Source organism: Erwinia sp. PPS120 (assembly GCF_047918655.1).
GTDB classification, from domain to species: Bacteria; Pseudomonadota; Gammaproteobacteria; order Enterobacterales; family Enterobacteriaceae; genus Erwinia; species Erwinia tasmaniensis_A.
This window is the reverse complement of the sequence record NZ_JBLREF010000019.1, coordinates 117,809-134,760: the sequence shown is the minus strand read 5'-3', so window position 1 is coordinate 134,760 and position 16,952 is coordinate 117,809. Positions and strand designations below refer to the sequence as shown.

Sequence of the window (16,952 nt, the reverse complement as noted above, 5' to 3'; positions counted from 1 at the left end):
AGATCAAGTCGCGACTAATAAATATAATTAAACATCGTCATGCGCATTATTTCACGGCTGGCAAAACATCCGTACGTAAGTACGTGATGTATCCACACCATTTCGGGTTCGGCCCGCTGGCATAAAAGTCCTGCTTCAGCAGGTTTTCTGATACGGGAAGACCCTGTTCACGATAGCTCACCGGGCTGAAATTCCGTGCAGCCTTCGCCCGCAGGCCCTGACGACGCAGGCTGTCGCAGCGCTGCCGGAACTGCTGGCGGATGCTTATCACATCAAGCCGGTTACGCCAGCTGGCGTTTGAGGCGGGCAATCTCTGCCGCCTGTTCACTCTCGCGCTCAGCCAGCTTCAGGGCTTCACTGCGGAACTCAGGCGTATGTTGTTTACGGGGCTCTTTGGATACTGATGGTTTTGTCATGTGAGTCACCTCTGGTTGAGAGTTTACTCACTTAGTCACGTGTCCACCATTGCTGGGTAAGATCAATAATGCAAAGTGGCGGGCAGAGAGCCGACCCTGACCTGGGCTGGTCCTCTGCCGCAGAGAGGCTAAACTTGTGCGGCGGCAATTCGCGCATTTAGCATTTCACTGATCCTGTCGACCATCGGCTGCATGCTTTCTCTGCTGCGCGTGTCGCGCGACGCATCAACGTTGAACACATCGGTTATGGTGCCGGGCGTGCCGGTCAGCAGGTAAATACGATCGCAAAGCGCCACCGCTTCTTCCACATCGTGTGTGACCAGCACCATCGACCTGGTCTGGATCTGGCGCCGCTCCCAGAGATCAATGAGATCCTGCCGCAGCTTGTGGCTGGTATAAATATCCAGCGCAGAGAACGGCTCATCCAGCAACAGTAGCTGAGGTTCTACCGCCAGCGCACGCGCAAAACCGATTCTCTGACGCATCCCGCCGGACAGCTCCTTTGGATAAGCAGCGGCGTAGCCGGACAGCCCAATCAGCTCAATCATATCTACCGTGCGGCGTTCAATCTCATCTACGGGTAGCCCCTGGGCCTGGAGGCCAAAGGCGATGTTGTCAAACACGGTCAGCCAGGGAAAGAGTGCAAACGTCTGGAAGACCATACTGGTATCACGGCACGGCCCTGTTACCGGCAGGTCATTGCAGACGATAGAGCCAAAGCTGGGATCGACCAGCCCGGCAATCATGCGCAGCAGGGTGGATTTACCCGATCCTGACTTACCCAGCAGGGCGACGATTTCGTTTTCGGCCACCTCCATATTGATATTTTCCAGCACCGGAAGCGCCTGGCTCCGATCTTTCTGAAACGATTTAGAGGCATTTTTGATTTCTAAAACAAGATGGCAATTTTTCATTGGGTCTCTCCCAGAGAAACAGTTTCCTGAACGTATCAGTCGAATTTGAAGCGAGTCTCGGCATAGCGATAAAGCGGCTGCCAGATAAAAATCACGCAGAGGGCCACCATCAGGCACATGGCGATACAGCCCAGGGCGGCCTCCGGATTCTGGCCAGCTTCGGTGGTGGTGGAGATAAAGGCTCCCAGACCCGTGGTTTTAAGCGTGACGCTTCCCCAGTTGAGTACCTCCGCCGCTATCGCGGCATTCCAGGCGCCGCCGGCGGCAGAAATAATCCCCGTAACCAGATAGGGGAAAATGGCGGGCAGGATATATTTGGTCCACCACATCAGACCGCCGACGCGAAATACTCTGCTGACCTCCATCATCTGGCTGGGGATCATGGAGGTACCCGCAATCACGTTAAACAGGACGTACCACTGCGTGCCGAGCATGATCATCGGTATGGTCCAGACGTCCAGGCTCTGGTGCCACGTCAAAATGATGACGGTGATCACCGGGTAAAAAACATTTACCGGAATGGCCGCCATTATCTGGATAACGGGCTGGAAAAAGCGTACCAGCTGCGGGCGCAGGCCGATCCAGACGCCAATCGGCGTAAAAATCACAATGCTTAACAGCATCGCGCTGATTACGCGGGCGGCGGTCAGGCCCATCCAGGCCGGAAACTCAGGCAGGTATTGCAGAGGCAGATAAAGCCATAGCAGGTAGCTGCTGTAGAGGGAGGCAACCACGATAGCCAGATACCACAGGCTGGCCCATAACCAGTTCATCAGCGACAGGAAAGAGAACAGGCTGTGCAGTTTGAGCCGATACCAGGCTTTGGGCAGAACAAACAGCCAGAAATGGCAGAATTTGCTGCCCAGACGCCCCAGCAGTTGCCCGGTGGCGGAGCGGGTCAGACAGTCATAAAACCAGGAGGAGGGCTGCCGCGCAGAAGAGACATCTTCATACTTAAACTGGCTGGCGAAGCGAACCAGCGGGCGGAACAGCAGCTGATCCAGCACCACGATATTAACGATAAGCGCGAATACGCCCCAGAGAACGGCGCGAACGTCTCCGTTGCCGATCGCGACCCCCAGCCATGCACCGACCCCGGGCAGGTTGATATCGTGGCTGCCGATAGTCAGCATTTCTGAAGCGGTCAGCGCAAACCAGGCGGCAGACTGGGATACCATCGTATTCCACAGCAGGCCGGGAAAAGAGTAGAGAAAGCCCAGGCGCCAGAAGCGCTGCCAGGGATTACAGCGAAATGCCGAGGTGACTTCGGTCAGCTGGTGCGGCACCACGCGCAGCGTCTGATACATGGTCAGCATCATATTCCAGGCCTGGCCGGTAAAAACGGCGAAGATTGCCAGCCCCTCCAGACCCATCACGCTGTGTGGATAGAGGTTAAGAAAAAAAACCGTCGTAAAGGTTAAAAAACCCACGAGCGGGACGGACTCCATAAAGTTCACAAAGGGCAGGATCACGCGGCGCATGGCGACAAATTTTGCGGCCAGCACGCCGAAGACAATGGAAAAAAGCAGCGAGTAGAGTAATCCCAGCATCAGACGCATGGTGGTGCGCAGGCTGTAATAGGGTAGGTCCTTATAATTCTGACTGAGTTCTGGCAGAGAGGTGCCATTAAATGCGACGTGCATCCCCTGCCAGGCATAGATAAATAAGCCGGTAATCGCAAGGAGGAGCGTAATGACGATAACATCGTTAAAGATAGATCCTTTTGGATGTATCCTGTTATTTATATGCTGCATGTAGATTAGCTCTTAGAGAATAAAATAACCCGGTGAGGTATTCCATAGCCTGTCTGGGGTAAATAGCGCGCACTTCACTAAGCCCTGTTTAATTCAGGGCTTACTCAGACGCAGGTATTTACCGCACTACCGGGTACATCAGCTTCAGGTCGAGTTAATTGCCAGGCTCTGAATAGCGATGTACCCGATGATTGGCCGTTCTTATCAGGGAAGAATGCTGTCAATATGCGCTTTAATGGCGCGCTGACGATTCTGCCTGAGCTGGTGCTTCAGGTTACGATATGTCTTTGATATTCTGGAGATAACAGGCGTTATCAGCACAGTGAATGAGATCACGTCTGAATCCGACAGGACAGGCAGGCGCGTATCGCTCCAGTGAGCGGAGATAACAGGTAACGCAGGAATTTTGAAAAGCATAATGCACCTCGATATAACAGCATCGAAATAAAGATAATCACTACCCCGGTTGCGGGGAAGTTATGTGCCGATTATCTCTACTGACACTATTAAGGTGCAGAGGATAATCAGCCGTGGATGACCAATCCCGACGGGGGTTCGTCGGCTATTTTATTAAACATAGTTTCCTCTCTGGACTTATTATTGACGCTCAGCAAGACTATCAGAACAATACTAAACCAAACCTATACGTCAGGATGTTTAAGAAAAAATGAAACGCGTCGGGAAAGCGGCCTTCCACTGCGAAGCATGATGGCGCACGGCGTGAATCCATTTCCTGCGCCTCTGCTCGCGCATCGACACCCGCAGTGCGATGAGCATAAACGACTGGAACCATTGAGAGGTTAAGGACACTCACTGTCAGAGGAAATAACGCTCCTCTTGTTAACTATTGCGAATCCGACGAGGGTGCGACAGGCAGGTCCGGTGGGTTTAGATAATGAAAGAGATATTAGGGGAAACGACATGCCTTTGGCTTCACAGATTTTACGGCAGCTTTGCTGCAATCCCTCGAATCATCCTGAGGATAATGCCTTAGATGAAATGGCCCGGCCCACATATGTAAACCCGTTGAAGCAGCAAGGGTTGTCTGTTGCCCGTACGCCATCCTGTTCCACAAATAATGTGCACAATGTCTCGCCGGAGGAAAAGAAGCTTTTTGCCAGTACCTTTAGCTTTCGTCACCCCGAATATGGCTCTGTCGATATTCATCGTGATAATAAAAAAGATAGCGATCGGCAAATAACGTTAACCATAAAAATGGGTGATGAAAAACAAAAAAAAGGATTGAGTCAGGTGATGTATATTTCCAACGAAGATCCGGAACATCATGGCGATTCGACACTAGGATACAGCGATATTTTTATGCCAGAGAATATGCAAAATAAAGGCATTAGCCACCTTTTACACTATGCCGCCACAGATGCGGCATCGCGGTTAGGAGTGAAGAAGTTTGTAATAGATAATGTCGTCAGTGATGCGATGCATAGCGTTTGCGCACGTTTAGAAATGGAAGAGGATGGCCTGTCATTTGGCTCTTACTCCGGTAACCCGGACTGTATAAAAGACAAGTGTAGCGAGAATATGCGCAGGAAAGGCTGGATCAGAAATATCAGTACGTGAAACCACCTGATGTTAATGCACGGCTATGGCAAGCGCCGTAGCGCCCACCTGTAATGACATCGGAAGTCGTGAACCTATTTCGTGGAGCCGCGAATAATCAGCTCGCCGGGATAAACCCGCTCCTGGGGCGTGCGCGTATCACCCTCTATACGGTGTATCACCATTTCCAGTGCGGTATAGCCGATTTGCCAGGTAGGCTGTTTCAGCGTGGTGATACCTACGCCGGCCAGCTCGGCCCACTCCAGCTCATCAAAGCCCAGCAGCCCCAGTTGTTCACCCCAGTTCAGCCCCAGGCGCTTCATTGAGCGGGCGACCTGGAGAGTTAATGCCCCGTTTACCACCATCACGGCGCAGCGATGGGTCGAGTGGCGCTGATAGAAATCCCCCAGCACCCGGTCAAGCGCGGCTGCATCACCGAGCGCGACTTCGGCCTGTTCTGCCTGGCAATCTGCATAGCGGGACAGCGTCTGTTTAAAGGCCAGCAGACGTTCATGGCGGGTATTGACCATGCCGAGCGGCTCGGTCACAAACAGTACCGTTCTGAAGCCACCGGCAATCAGGTGTTCGGTAGCCATGGCGGCCGCCCCGGCGTTATCCAGACCGACCACGTCACAGTCAAAGTCAGGAATTTTGCGGTCAATCAGGACCATCGGTAGCAGGGATTGCTGAAGGTGATTTAGCGCCTCTTCGCGCATGCCGACCGCGTTGACCACAATCCCCTCGACCTGATAGCTGCTCAGCAGATTCAGATAGTGCTGCTCCTGATCCACTTCGTTATTGGTATTGCACATCAGCAGCGTAAAGCCCTGCGCCCGGCAGGCGGCTTCAATGCCGTTCATCACGTCAATGGAATAGGGGTTGGTAATGTCGGCGATAATCAGCCCGATTAGGCGGGTGCGGCCACGCTTTAAGCCCCGCGCCATCTGGCTTGGCCGGTAGTTCAGTTCAGCGATAGCAGCTTCTATCCGCTGTTTTAAATCGGGGGAGAGGGCGTGCTGTTCACCGTTCAGATAGCGCGAGACGCTGGTTTTCCCGGTTTTAGCAGCGCTGGCAACGTCGCTGATAGTAGCGCGTGCGGCCTTACGGTTCATGGCGGTCCTTTGGCGTTAGGGTATAACAAGCCTGGCCTCAGCTTTTATCGATGCGATTTATCTACTGTAGTTCGGATAAAGGCAGTGTGAGCGGGTCATCATAAAGCATAAGCGGTATCCCGCCCATCTCTCTGCGTCAGTCTGTGGTGACGGAGCCTGAGCAGCGCGGGGATAAAGGTCAGAAAAAGTACAGCGGGGAACCGAGAACCGGGCCATAGCGGAGCGGCCCGGTTTGCAAAGATTACTGCAGCGGGCTGAGCGTAATCTCTACCCGGCGATTCTGCGCCTTGCCATCAGCACTGCTGTTGGACGCAACAGGGTTATCCGGCCCCCGGCCAATAGTGCGGAGACGGCTGGCGGCAACGCCCTGGGTGATCAGCGAGCTGGCTACGCTGTCTGCGCGCTGCTGGGAGAGCGTCATATTCAGCTGACGCGATCCGGTGCTGTCGGTGTAGCCCGCCACGTTTACCGCCGTTTTTGGATACTCCTTCAGTACCATGGCAACGCCGGTCAGGGTGTTGGCTCCGGCCGGTTTCAGGGTGCTGCTGCTGCTGTCAAAGGTGACGTTATTTGGCATGTTCAGCACGATATTATCGCCCTGACGGGTCACGCTGACGCCGGTTCCGCGCATCTTGTCGCGAAGCTTGGCTTCCTGCACATCCATATAGTAGCCTGCGCCGCCTCCCAGCGCTGCACCGGCTGCAGCGCCAATCAGTGCGCCTTTACCGCGATCCTTTTTCGATGAGGAGAGCATGCCGACGCCCGCGCCTAATGCGGCGCCCAGACCGGCACCCACGCCGGATTTCCCTGCTTCACGCTCGCCGGTGTAAGGGTTAGTGGTACAGCCCGACAGGGCAAGTGTGCCGCTCAAAACCAGAGCGAGGGTAATATAACGCTTTTTCATTTTCTTTCTCTCTCAAAACACAGCGGCAGGCCATATGGCCTGTAAAACGCCGATTATGAACGGGAAATGTGAGAATAAAACGGTTTAATCTTCTGAAAATGTAAGGATGCGCTACCTGAGATTATCGGGATGACAAAAGCAGCCGGTGGTATGGTCGTTGATCAGCCCGCAGGCCTGCATAAATGAGTAACAGGTGGTCGTGCCCACAAATTTGAATCCTCTCTTCTTCAGCTGCTTTGACAGGCTGTCAGAAACCGGGCTGAAGGAGGGCGCAGCCCGATGGTCGTCATAGCGTTGGATCTGCGGCTGATTATCTACAAACCCCCAGATAAAGGCGCTAAACGCCTCTCCCTGCGCTTCCATCGTCAGCAGTGCGCGGGCATTGGCGATAATTGCGTTAATTTTGCCGCGATGACGAATAATGCCGCTCTCCTGCATCAGCCTCTCCACCTCGTCTTCCTCCATCAGCGCCACCGCCTGAGGATCAAACTGGTGGAAAGCGCGGCGGTAGTTCTCCCGCTTCTTTAGCACGGTAAGCCATGACAGCCCGGCCATTTGCCCCTCAAGACATAGCATCTCAAACAGCGAGCGGGTATCAGTCAGAGGAACGCCCCATTCACGATCGTGATAATCAAGATAGAGAGGATCCGGTGTTACCCAGCCGCAGCGCTGCATAGTGACTCTTCCTTATTAAAGATGGCTAAAGTCCGCCTGGCTGGCCTAAAACGGCCAGAACCAGGATCTCTTCGGGCCAGGGGAAAGCGGTTGTCAGGATAATAGCAACTGGCGCCGCTATTTACCCCTTAAACCACCCCAGCGGGCAGCGCATGGGCGGTATTGTCAGGCACCGCACCGCGATATTTTTCGATTTCAAGCTGCGCCATGTGGCCGCAGTTGCCCTGCGCCAGCTGCGACGAGCCGATATCAAAGGTCAGGCAGTTAACGTTGCCATTTTTGCATAGCGTATTGGGCTGCGTCGCGTCGAGCGGATCGTACCAGGCTCCCTCGCTGATGCGCACCACGCCCGGCCGGATATCCCCGGTTACGGATGCACCCACCAGAATCTGCCCCCGCTCGTTAAAGGCCCTGACCACATCACCGGACTGAATGCCCCTTGCCGCAGCATCCTGCGGGTTAATAAGAATCGCCTCCCGGTCGCCGATAGCATATTTCTTGCGCAGCGGGGTGTTATCCAGCTGTGAATGCAGGCGGTTAACCGGATGGGCGGTATTAAGCGAGAGCGGATATTTCCGCGCCGCATCGCTACCGTGCCACTCGTGTGGCGGCAGCCAGCCTGGAAGCCCGGGGCAGTCCGCATAGTTCATCTCCGCCACGGTGCGCGAGAAAATTTCTATTTTCCCGCTTGGCGTACCGAGCGGATTCAGCAGGGGGTCTTCGCGGAAGTCAGCGAAACGCACCCAGTTTTTATTCTCTTCCGGCACCGGAAAGCGAATGTAGTTGCCAGACTGCCAGAACTCGCTGAAGGGCGGCAGCGGTACGCCCGCGTTCCTGGCCTGGGCTTTCATATTGTCATAAAGTGACTTTAACCACAGCATCTCATCCCGACCTTCGGAGAAAGCCTCCTCCACGCCGAGCTGGGCGGCGATGGCCAGAAAGATATCGTAATCGTTGCGCGCCTCATGCTGGGGGGGAACGCACTGATGCATCGGGAAAACATACAGCTGTGAGTAATCACCGCCCATATCCATATCGTTACGCTCATAGCTGGTGGTGCAGGGGAGAACAATATCGGCATGCTTCGCGGTGGCGGTCCAGTAGGGCTCATGTACCACGATGGTTTCCGGGTGCTGCCAGGCGCTGAGTAAATTATTGGTATCCTGATGATGGTGGAACGGATTGCCCCCGGCGACGTAGACCATTTTCACATCGGGATAGGTAATGTCTTTGCCGTTGAACTGGATGTGTTTTCCGGGGTTGGCAAGACAGTCTGCGATCCGTGCAACGGGGACAGACTGTGGCGAATTTGCCGGGGCTTTCCCGGTGCTCACCCCGGAGAGGATCCCGCCCCTGGCCGTCGGGCTGCCGCCGGACGAGTAGTGATAGCTGAAACCGAATCCGCCTCCGGGCAGCCCGATCTGCCCGATCATCGCCGCCAGCGTGACCAGCAGCCAGTGCGGCTGCTCGCCGTGATGCTGACGCTGAATGCCCCAGCCCGCCATAATCATGGTGCGTTTACTGACCATCTCACGCGCCAGAGCGCGCAGTTTCTCAGCCTCCACGCCACAAATTTCACTCGCCCAGTCGGCGCTTTTCGCCGTGCCATCGCTTTCACCCAGCAGACAGGCGCGAAACTTGTCGAACCCGACGGTATAGCGCTTGAGAAAGGCCTCGTCGTGGCGTTTTTCCGTTAGCAGCGTATGGGCAATCCCGAGGATCATCGCCGCGTCGGTGTAGGCCTCTGGCGCAATCCACTCCGCATTAAGCGTCTTCGCGGTTGGCGTATAGATGGGATCGACGGAGATGACCCGGGTACCTTTTTTCGCCAGCGCCTCAATGCCCTCCAGCCCCACGTGATCCGGCACGTTCCAGCTATTTTTCAGCGTGGTCTGCGGGTTACACCCCCAGAGCACCACCAGCTCGGCGTGAGCAACCACGTTGGGCCAGCTGGTTTGCTGTTCGTAAACCTCCATGGAGCCGACGACGTGCGACATAATCACCTGGGCTGCGCCGGTGGAGTAGTCGCCGCTGTAGCCGAGAAAGCCCCCGGCGAGGTTCATCATTCGTCCCAGCAGTGCCCGGCTGTTATGCAGCGTACCGGTGCTTTTCCAGCCGTAGGAGCCAGCGTAAATCGCGGAGGGGCCATACGCCTTTTGCAGGCGGCGAATATCGTTGCTGACCAGTGAAATCGCTTTATCCCAGCTGACCCTGACCCACTCGTCGCGCCCACGCAGGTCGCGTCCCCCGCCCGGCCCCTGTTCCAGCCAGCTTTTACGCACCATCGGGTATTTGATGCGGTTGTCGGCATGAACCTGCCAGGGCGCCATCTCGATCAGCTCATTGGGTGACGGGTCATCCTGCACCGGTTGAACGCTGACCATCCGACCCTGATCGACGATGGCTTCAAATGCGCCCCAGTGGGCAGCAGTGAGGATCCCTTTGCTCGCCGGACGCAGCGCGCTAAAGAGCGGCATGGCCTGGCTGACGGCCTGCGCGACGGCCGATTTCATATAAAGCAGGTCGAGCGAGCTGGCGGCCAGCAGCGCACCGCCAGCCTGTAAAAAGCGGCGACGCGAAAGGGGTGAAAACGGATTATTTTTCATCTTCAGTTCCTTTTGAAGGCAGCAGATCCGGAGGCGGCATATCACTGGCGTGGTTCTGCACGTAAAGGGTAACCACTCGTAGCTGCTCCTTATCCAGAGAGGTGCGCGCCGCCATCCCTTTCATCACGCCAATCCACTGATTAGCCGTAAAGTGGTTCGATGGGGTCAGGCCATGACAGCCGGTACAGTTAGCGGACATCAGGCCGGAGGCGTACTGCCAGATTTTCTGCTGGTCATCAATCAGTGCGCCGGGAGGGAGCCAGATATCAAGTGAAACCTGCTGCCAGACCGTGCCGGTCTGCGCGTCCGTCCGGGAAGCAAGAATGTTTATATGGCTGGAGGTATCTTCCTCAATGACCGCACTGATAATGCGCTTGCCGGGAGCGGCGTAGATAAGGGTGGGAACGTCCTGCTGCTGCCAGCCGCTGAGACGCGCTTCTACCTTACCCTGATCCCGACGCAGAACGGTCAGCGGTGCCGCCGGAAACAGGGTGCCAGCGGGCATCCCGGCCACGGGCTGCAGGGCGAAGGGCTGAGTCTGCACGCTGTAGAGCATCCCGTTATCAACGCTAACCCCGGCGGCGGCGATCAGCTGGCTTGCGCCTGAGGCGTTGCTGGCGCGCATATCCGGCAGGATATGGGCGACGCCGCGATGGCAGTCAATACAGGTTTCCCCGCTCCTGATGGCGACGGGATGCGCCTTTCTCGCGTCCGGCTGCTGGGCAAGGATATCCATCGCCTCAAAGCTATGGCAGCTGCGGCAGGTCGCAGAGTCACTGGCTTTCATCGTTTTCCACACCGACTCGGCCATGGCCAGTTTTTTGGCGTTGTATTTTTCTTCGGTATCAAGGGTGCCGGTGACTTCACCGTAAACATCCTTAACGGCGGCAATCTTGGTTAACAGATAGTCGACGGGCTGGCTGGGGATATGGCAGTTAGCGCAGCTGGCGCGTATCCCGGCGTGATTCTGATAGTGTACGCTGCCCTGATATTCCGCCAGCGGCCTTTCCATACTGTGGCAGGAGACGCAAAAGGCCGTATCGCTGGTCTTATGCAGCACGGTGACGCCCCCGGCGACGACCAGCAGGATGATAACAATGCCTGATAAAACCAGCAGCATACCGCGCCACCCTTTGAACCACCTGCATACAGTCTCTTTCCTGAGAAATCCCATAGCTGCTCCTGTCTCTCTGTTGCACTCTTTTGAAGGGTGAGAAGAATGATAATTCTGCTAACTATCACACACAGGTTGTGTGGTTTTATTGTGGCGAATCAAAAAGGCGGGAGGTGGTCACGACGAAAGGGCAGAAGTGCGAGCGAGGTTCAAATTACGGAAAAATAGTGTTTTCCGCAGCAGAGGGAGGGCCAGTCTGTGGGCCTGCGAAGCAGGCCGTCAGTAGGTGAAAGCCTGCGTGATGGCAGGCCTGTCATAAAACAATGTGTTCAGGGTGCAGGCGGCACCGTGCGGGCAAAGCTCTCGCGGGTAAAGAGTTTCTCTGCCAGTTTTACCAGTGCCGGACGGTTAACGCACCAGTCTGGCACCACGCGGCGGAAGTTCAGATAGCCGAGCAGGCAGCCAGTGGCGATATCCGCCAGATTGATGGCGTCACCGTTCAGCACTTTACCCCCGGCTGCGGCTTTTTCCAGCGCGTCCAGGCCGCGCAGAATTTTGCCGCGCTGGCGCACCAGCTCGCTCTCCAGCTGTTTATCCGCCGGGCGCATCCCTTCACGCACCAGCAGCACTGCCGCGTCGCCGATGCCGTCCGCCAGCGCCTGTAGCTGAAGCACCTTCATCGCCGCCAGCCTGTCACGCGGGATCAGCGCAGGCGCGATATCCAGCTGTTCGAGATAAGCGGCAATCACAGAGGAGTCGTACCAGTACTCCTCCGGGCCGGTGACCAGCACCGGGATCTTACCCAGCGGATTGTAGGTCGGTACCGGGCTGTCATCCGTCCAGGGCGATTGATTAGCAAACTCAAAGGTAATGCCTTTTTCCAGCATAATCACCGAAATTTTACGGACAAACGGGCTGGCGTAGCTGCCGATTAATTTCATCCCACCTCCTCTTATGAACGGGCCCTGGAAAATCGGCCCGGAACGGTTTTGATCGGCGGGAGAGTGACCTTTCCCGCCCATTATTGCGCTTACTCGCCTGGGAACAGAAAGGGATTCAGACTGCTGCGGGCAAAGCCTTCCTGCTCCATACGCGCATCCAGTACCAGCGTAGCCAGATCGTCCGCGACCGCTTCTACCGCCGGATCTTTCTGCTGGAAGAACATCTTCAGCCAGGTGCCGCAGTCGCCGCAGCTCTCTGCCTGAACCGCGCCGGCTTCACCCTCCAGCGACCAGTGGCTCAGGTCGCGGGTGTGCTCACAGTTGCTGCATTTGCCCTGGGGGACATGCCACTCACTTTCGCACAGATTGCAGTGCAGATAGCGTACGCCACCCTGCCCGGGGTCCAGATGGATCACGCTGGTCACCGGTACGCTGGCGCAGACCGGGCAAAACTGCCGCTGTTCACCCTGTTCGGCGCGCGCCTTGCCCGGGATCAGCGCTGCCATCTGCGCCCAGTAGAGTGATAGCGCGGCCCAGATAAACGGCGATGTATCGCTGCTCACCTTTGAGAACTCATTAGCAAACAGCGCCGAGGCCATGGTTTCCAGCTCCTGGGCAGAGGCCTTCTCCAGGTTCTCCAGCACGGCCAGCGCCTGCTCGCTCATTTCGGGCTTCATTTCGGCAATCAGCGAATGCAGGAGCCGCTGCCAGTGTGCATCGCGCGGCAGCTGGTGGATATCCAACGGAGGCTTACCGCCTGCGGCGGTTTCGGTCAGCCTTGCATGCAGATCCAGCCGCAGCGGGTGATCGTAGAGTACGATTTCCTGGGCGCTGGCGATGACAGCGGCGAAGCGCAGGTAATCGCCCAGCGGGTTTTTCTTCGCCAGCTGCCGGAGTCGCGCGGCGCGGCGGCTGTATAAGTTTTTCAGCCGGGGAAAAAGCAGCGGCGGGATGGCCTCTGCCCTATTTTGCTCGTGGTCTGCCAGCCTCTCGTTCGGGATTATGCGAATATTCATCAGGGTTTTTTCCTGTTTTTCGACGGTGCAGCTATCCGCCAACGGCATACCAACAGCGCGGATAGGGTGTTCAGCCCCGGCGATAAAAAGGTCCGCCGGATAAGGGTGCTGCTGCCTGCAATAGCACCAGACTCAGGACAGAAGCCCAGATTACAGGCTTCTGCTCAAAATTATAGCCCCCGGTCTCCTCCACTTCATCGTTTCACTCGCTTTTATAACGCTTCACTATCAAACAGAGACTGTTATGACGGATAAGATCCGGGCGCTTGCAGTGCTTCGCCCGGGGGTTCAGAATCTTATCAGCGATCCGCATGCTATGGGGTCAGAGGTGAATTGCAAAGCGGAAAGGGTCAGCGTGAGCCATGGGTGATTTTCTGATGAATAAAGCGGGTGACGGTAATCCGGCTCTGGATGAGGCCGTCGGGCTGAGCCAGGTGAAGGTGTGGCAACGCATGGCGCTGGAGAGCGCAAAGGAGGACTGGCTGGCAGACGAGGTGCCGGTGGCGCTGGTCTATAACGGCATTTCGCACGTGGTGATGATGGCTACGCCAAAGGATCTGGAAGCTTTTGCGCTGGGCTTCTCGCTCTCTGAGGGCATTATTGATTCGCCAGCAGATATCTATGGGATGGATATCCAGCCTTCCTGCGGCGGTATTGAGGTGCAGATTGAGCTCTCCAGCCGCCGCTTTATGGGTCTGAAGGCGCAGCGCCGGGCGATGGCGGGCCGCACCGGCTGCGGCGTATGCGGCGTTGAACAGCTTGCCGAAATCGGCAAACCGCTCCAGCCGCTGCCGTTCAGTCAGACCTTCGATCTCAACCAGCTTGATAAGGCGCTGGACCAGCTAAAACGCTTTCAGCCCGTTGGGCAACTGACCGGCTGTACGCATGCTGCGGCCTGGATCAGGCCGGACGGAGAGCTTTCCGGCGGCTGTGAGGATGTGGGAAGGCACGTCGCGCTGGATAAGCTGCTGGGATTGCGCAGCCAGCGGCCAGACTGGCAGCAGGGCGCGGTGCTGGTTTCCAGTCGGGCAAGCTATGAGATGGTGCAGAAATCGGCGATGTGCGGCGTGGAAATTCTTTTCGCCGTCTCCGCCGCAACCAAACTCGCCGTCGAGGTCGCGGAACGCAGCAACCTGACGCTGGTGGGTTTTAGCAAGCCTGGCCGCGCCACGGTCTATACGCATCCCCGGCGGCTGCGAGGCTAAGTCCGCTGCGCCGCCAGCGGTGGTCGGCACTGTGTACCCGCGGCGGTCAGCAATGCGTGCGCCCGGGCATCAGCGGCTGGTGGCCGGGGCCAGCACCACCTCCGGCAGCGATTTCTCAATAAGGGAAAATGCGGGATGCTCTGCGGCCGCGCCGTCGGTGATTAAGGCGCTGACCTGACCGGGCGTGGCATAGTTGATCCGGCTGGTGAGGCCGAGTTTGCTGCTGTCGGCCAGCAAAATAAGCTGATCGGCCTGTTGTACCATCGCGCGGGCAATGGCCGCCTCATGCGGATAAAAACTGGTGGCACCGCCCCTGCCGTCAATGCCCACCGGCGACAGCATCGCCACGTCGGCCCGGTAGCGATAAATTTCCCCCACCGTCAGATCGCCGCGCGTCTCCTGCGCCCCGGCCAGCATACTGCCGCCCAGCAGGATGATGCTGTTATTCAGCGTTTCATGCTCCCCGGCGGCGCAGAGTTTCAGCGCCGCATTCAGGCTGTTGGTGACCACCGTCAGCCCGGAGAGGGTGCGCAGCTCCTCAGCCAGCATGGTGGTAGTGCTACCCGCATCCAGAAACAGCGTCTGGCCAGGCTTTAGTCGTCGCGCCGCCGCACGGGCGATAGCCCGCTTCTCCCGGGCCTTAACTTCGCTGCGCACTACCAGAGGCGCTTCCGGTTCGGCATTCAGCGCCATTAACCCGCCATGCACGCGCCGTGCGACGCCCAGCGCTTCCAGTGCGATAATGTCCCGCCTGGCCGTTTCGCGTGAGATGCCCAGCTCCCTGATGATCCGCTCGGTACTGACGTGACCCAGCGTCGCCAGTAGCGCACGGATCCGGTGCAGGCGCGTTTCCTGTAGCATATCTGTCTCCTTTAGCCGTTGGACTGGGCATAGCCTAACCGACAATGGAGGTACGTGCATGTGTATTTTATTGCATTTGTGTATTTTGTTGCATTTTTACTGAAAGTTGCCATGATAAACGCAAGCGGGCTGCTGCTGCCCATCGTAATCCTTCATCGCAACGGGAGTGATCATGGCTACACGTTCAACCATTATGGATACCAACAGCTTTCGCGCCGAACATGCCGCCGGGCTGGATGCTGATGTTCGCAAGCTGACTGACAAGCGCAGCCGGGTACTGGGCGAGTCCTATCGTCTGTTCTACCGTAAGCCGGTACATCTGGTGCGGGGCGAGGGGCAGTATCTGTGGGATGCGGCAGGTGACAAATACCTCGACGTATACAATAACGTCGCCAGCATTGGACACTGCCATCCTGCGGTTATCGATGCGGTCTGTCAGCAGATGCAGCAGCTAAATACCCATACGCGCTATCTGCACGAGCGCATTCTTGACTACTCCGAAGCGCTGCTGGCCACCCTTCCCGCTGAAATCGACCGCGCCATGTATATGTGTACCGGTTCGGAAGCGAACGATCTGGCCATACGCATCGCGCGTGCCTGGAGCGGCGGCACCGGCATTATCGTCACCCAGGAAGCCTACCACGGCACCAGCGACCTGACCTCCGGCGTCTCCCCCGCACTGGGCTCGGGCCAGCCGCTGGCCGCCACCACGCGCCTGGTTCCTCCACCGGATCGCTATCGCGTGGATGCGCCCGATTTGGGCGAGTGGTTTGCCAATGAAATACAGAAGCAAATTGACGATATGGCGGCCCACGGCATCAAATTTGCCGGCTTTCTTGCCGACTCGATTTTCTCCTCTGACGGCGTGCTGCCGGGACCGAAAGGTTTTCTGCAGAAAGCGGTGGAGGTGGTGCATAAAAATGGCGGTATTTTTATTGCCGACGAAGTGCAGCCCGGCTTTGCCCGCACCGGCGAGGCGTTCTGGGGCTTCGCCCGCCATGGCGTGGTGCCGGATGTGGTGACCACAGGAAAGCCCATGGGCAATGGCATCCCGGTTTCTGCTCTGCTGGCAAAAAGCGACGTTCTTGCCGCGTTCAGCGACGATATCCCCTATTTCAACACGTTTGGTGGTAATCCGGTCGCGATGGCAGCGGCGCAGGCGGTGCTAACGGTGATCAAGGATGAAGGCCTGCAGGAACACAGCCGCACGGTGGGCGAGAAGCTGCTGGCTGCGCTGTTAACGCTTAAGGATAAATATGAGTGCGTGGGCGATGTGCGCGGAGCGGGTCTGTTTATTGGCTTTGAACTGGTGACGGATAAGCGCAGTAAGACGCCGTACAAACAGCTGGCACTGGACGTCACCGAGAGGCTGCGTGAAAACCATGTCCTTACCTCGGTTGCCGGGCCTTATGGCAACGTGCTGAAGCTGCGCCCGCCGTTAGCCTTCCAGGAGAGCGACATCGACTGGCTGGTGGGCGCGCTGGATAAGTCGCTGACCGCCTGCGGTCGGTAATGGGCTGGCGTAGAGGTGGATTATTGTTCCTTAAGCAATAATGTTGACCATGATGCTGTTAAGAAACCGTCGGCGGGACGGTTTGGAGCTGAATGGTAATGGCAGAGTTAATCTGGCCGCCGAAACAGAGGCCACTTATCGCCTCTGTTCCGGTAACAATGCTTGCAGACATAACAGACGACATTTCGGACCCAGTCAGGCCTGACGCTGATCAACTTAAGATTACACCTTCGCAGTAACAGTCCACTAAAGCCTGTTTAAGTATCGATAAGAGCTGCTAAATTTGGGCATTTAAGGTCGCAAGTTTCCGACGGTGCCATAGGTGAGGCATCATGGCCATCACTAACTCAGCGTTTGGGAGTGG

General features: G+C 56.8%; 13 protein-coding genes and 1 pseudogene. 3 read left to right on the top strand and 11 right to left on the bottom strand.

From position 1 onward, the window contains the following. Nucleotides 1-67 precede the first annotated feature (67 nt). From ACLRGG_RS12740 to ACLRGG_RS12730, 3 genes and pseudogenes are all read right to left on the bottom strand, one after another. A pseudogene (locus ACLRGG_RS12740) lies at nt 68-416 on the bottom strand (hypothetical protein); the annotation flags it as partial. A gap of 128 nt (nt 417-544) precedes the next feature. Next, a complete protein-coding gene (locus tag ACLRGG_RS12735) occupies nt 545-1,330 on the bottom strand; it encodes an ABC transporter ATP-binding protein (RefSeq protein WP_416250111.1) in 786 nt (261 codons plus the stop codon). Nucleotides 1,331-1,365: 35 nt separating this feature from the next. Continuing rightward, complete coding sequence (locus ACLRGG_RS12730) at nt 1,366-3,084, bottom strand: ABC transporter permease subunit (protein ID WP_416250110.1); 1,719 nt, start codon at nt 3,082-3,084, stop codon at nt 1,366-1,368. Nucleotides 3,085-3,966: 882 nt separating this feature from the next. Between ACLRGG_RS12730 and ACLRGG_RS12725 the strand changes: the two genes are divergently transcribed. Then, on the top strand, nt 3,967-4,662 hold the full coding sequence (locus ACLRGG_RS12725; RefSeq protein WP_416250109.1) for a hypothetical protein: 696 nt from the start codon (nt 3,967-3,969) through the stop codon (nt 4,660-4,662). Nucleotides 4,663-4,736: 74 nt separating this feature from the next. Here ACLRGG_RS12725 and ACLRGG_RS12720 read toward each other — a convergent pair whose 3' ends face one another. The 7 genes from ACLRGG_RS12720 to fdhE all read right to left on the bottom strand — a co-directional run bounded on the left by ACLRGG_RS12720 (nt 4,737) and on the right by fdhE (nt 13,009). Next, a complete protein-coding gene (locus ACLRGG_RS12720) occupies nt 4,737-5,753 on the bottom strand; it encodes a LacI family DNA-binding transcriptional regulator (protein WP_416250108.1) in 1,017 nt (338 codons plus the stop codon). A 241-nt stretch (nt 5,754-5,994) separates the two neighbouring features. Continuing rightward, nucleotides 5,995-6,657 (bottom strand): OmpA family lipoprotein, encoded by a 663-nt coding sequence (locus ACLRGG_RS12715; RefSeq protein ID WP_416250107.1) that lies wholly within the window; start codon nt 6,655-6,657, stop codon nt 5,995-5,997. Nucleotides 6,658-6,768: 111 nt separating this feature from the next. Continuing rightward, nucleotides 6,769-7,332 (bottom strand): DNA-3-methyladenine glycosylase I, encoded by a 564-nt coding sequence (locus tag ACLRGG_RS12710; RefSeq protein WP_416250106.1) that lies wholly within the window; start codon nt 7,330-7,332, stop codon nt 6,769-6,771. Nucleotides 7,333-7,460: 128 nt separating this feature from the next. After that, nucleotides 7,461-9,938 carry a trimethylamine-N-oxide reductase TorA gene (gene torA, locus ACLRGG_RS12705; RefSeq protein ID WP_416250105.1) on the bottom strand — a complete coding sequence of 826 codons (2,478 nt, stop codon included), beginning with the start codon at nt 9,936-9,938 and terminating at the stop codon, nt 7,461-7,463. Then, a complete protein-coding gene (locus tag ACLRGG_RS12700) occupies nt 9,928-11,058 on the bottom strand; it encodes a NapC/NirT family cytochrome c (protein ID WP_416250104.1) in 1,131 nt (376 codons plus the stop codon). Before ACLRGG_RS12700 ends, torA begins: the two co-directional genes overlap by 11 nt. Before the next feature lie 323 nt (nt 11,059-11,381). Further along, nucleotides 11,382-11,993 (bottom strand): glutathione S-transferase, encoded by a 612-nt coding sequence (locus ACLRGG_RS12695; protein ID WP_416250103.1) that lies wholly within the window; start codon nt 11,991-11,993, stop codon nt 11,382-11,384. An 89-nt stretch (nt 11,994-12,082) separates the two neighbouring features. Next, the gene (fdhE, locus tag ACLRGG_RS12690; protein ID WP_416250102.1) at nt 12,083-13,009 is read right to left on the bottom strand and encodes a formate dehydrogenase accessory protein FdhE; all 927 of its coding nucleotides are present in this window, start codon (nt 13,007-13,009) and stop codon (nt 12,083-12,085) included. Nucleotides 13,010-13,386: 377 nt separating this feature from the next. On the opposite strand from fdhE, the gene fdhD reads away from it, so the two are divergent. Continuing rightward, nucleotides 13,387-14,214 (top strand): formate dehydrogenase accessory sulfurtransferase FdhD, encoded by an 828-nt coding sequence (fdhD, locus tag ACLRGG_RS12685; protein ID WP_416250119.1) that lies wholly within the window; start codon nt 13,387-13,389, stop codon nt 14,212-14,214. 69 nt (nt 14,215-14,283) lie between these two features. On the opposite strand, the gene ACLRGG_RS12680 is transcribed toward fdhD, so the two are convergent. Then, nucleotides 14,284-15,075 carry a DeoR/GlpR family DNA-binding transcription regulator gene (locus tag ACLRGG_RS12680; RefSeq protein ID WP_416250101.1) on the bottom strand — a complete coding sequence of 264 codons (792 nt, stop codon included), beginning with the start codon at nt 15,073-15,075 and terminating at the stop codon, nt 14,284-14,286. Between the two features lie 172 nt (nt 15,076-15,247). Between ACLRGG_RS12680 and ACLRGG_RS12675 the strand changes: the two genes are divergently transcribed. Continuing rightward, nucleotides 15,248-16,588, top strand: coding sequence for an aspartate aminotransferase family protein (locus tag ACLRGG_RS12675; protein ID WP_416250100.1), 1,341 nt, complete (start codon nt 15,248-15,250; stop codon nt 16,586-16,588). The last annotated feature ends 364 nt before the right edge of the window (nt 16,589-16,952 follow it).

Excerpts from the sequence above, each read along its gene's own strand:
- ACLRGG_RS12720 (WP_416250108.1), bottom strand. The coding sequence starts at position 5,753 with ATGAACCGTAAGGCCGCACGCGCTACTATCAGCGACGTTGCCAGCGCT.
- ACLRGG_RS12680 (WP_416250101.1), bottom strand. The coding sequence starts at position 15,075 with ATGCTACAGGAAACGCGCCTGCACCGGATCCGTGCGCTACTGGCGACG.
- ACLRGG_RS12695 (WP_416250103.1), bottom strand. The coding sequence starts at position 11,993 with ATGAAATTAATCGGCAGCTACGCCAGCCCGTTTGTCCGTAAAATTTCG.
- ACLRGG_RS12730 (WP_416250110.1), bottom strand. The coding sequence starts at position 3,084 with ATGCAGCATATAAATAACAGGATACATCCAAAAGGATCTATCTTTAAC.
- fdhD (WP_416250119.1), top strand. The coding sequence starts at position 13,387 with ATGAATAAAGCGGGTGACGGTAATCCGGCTCTGGATGAGGCCGTCGGG.
- torA (WP_416250105.1), bottom strand. The coding sequence starts at position 9,938 with ATGAAAAATAATCCGTTTTCACCCCTTTCGCGTCGCCGCTTTTTACAG.
- ACLRGG_RS12715 (WP_416250107.1), bottom strand. The coding sequence starts at position 6,657 with ATGAAAAAGCGTTATATTACCCTCGCTCTGGTTTTGAGCGGCACACTT.
- ACLRGG_RS12700 (WP_416250104.1), bottom strand. The coding sequence starts at position 11,058 with ATGCTGCTGGTTTTATCAGGCATTGTTATCATCCTGCTGGTCGTCGCC.
- ACLRGG_RS12735 (WP_416250111.1), bottom strand. The coding sequence starts at position 1,330 with ATGAAAAATTGCCATCTTGTTTTAGAAATCAAAAATGCCTCTAAATCG.
- fdhE (WP_416250102.1), bottom strand. The coding sequence starts at position 13,009 with ATGAATATTCGCATAATCCCGAACGAGAGGCTGGCAGACCACGAGCAA.
- ACLRGG_RS12710 (WP_416250106.1), bottom strand. The coding sequence starts at position 7,332 with ATGCAGCGCTGCGGCTGGGTAACACCGGATCCTCTCTATCTTGATTAT.
- ACLRGG_RS12675 (WP_416250100.1), top strand. The coding sequence starts at position 15,248 with ATGGCTACACGTTCAACCATTATGGATACCAACAGCTTTCGCGCCGAA.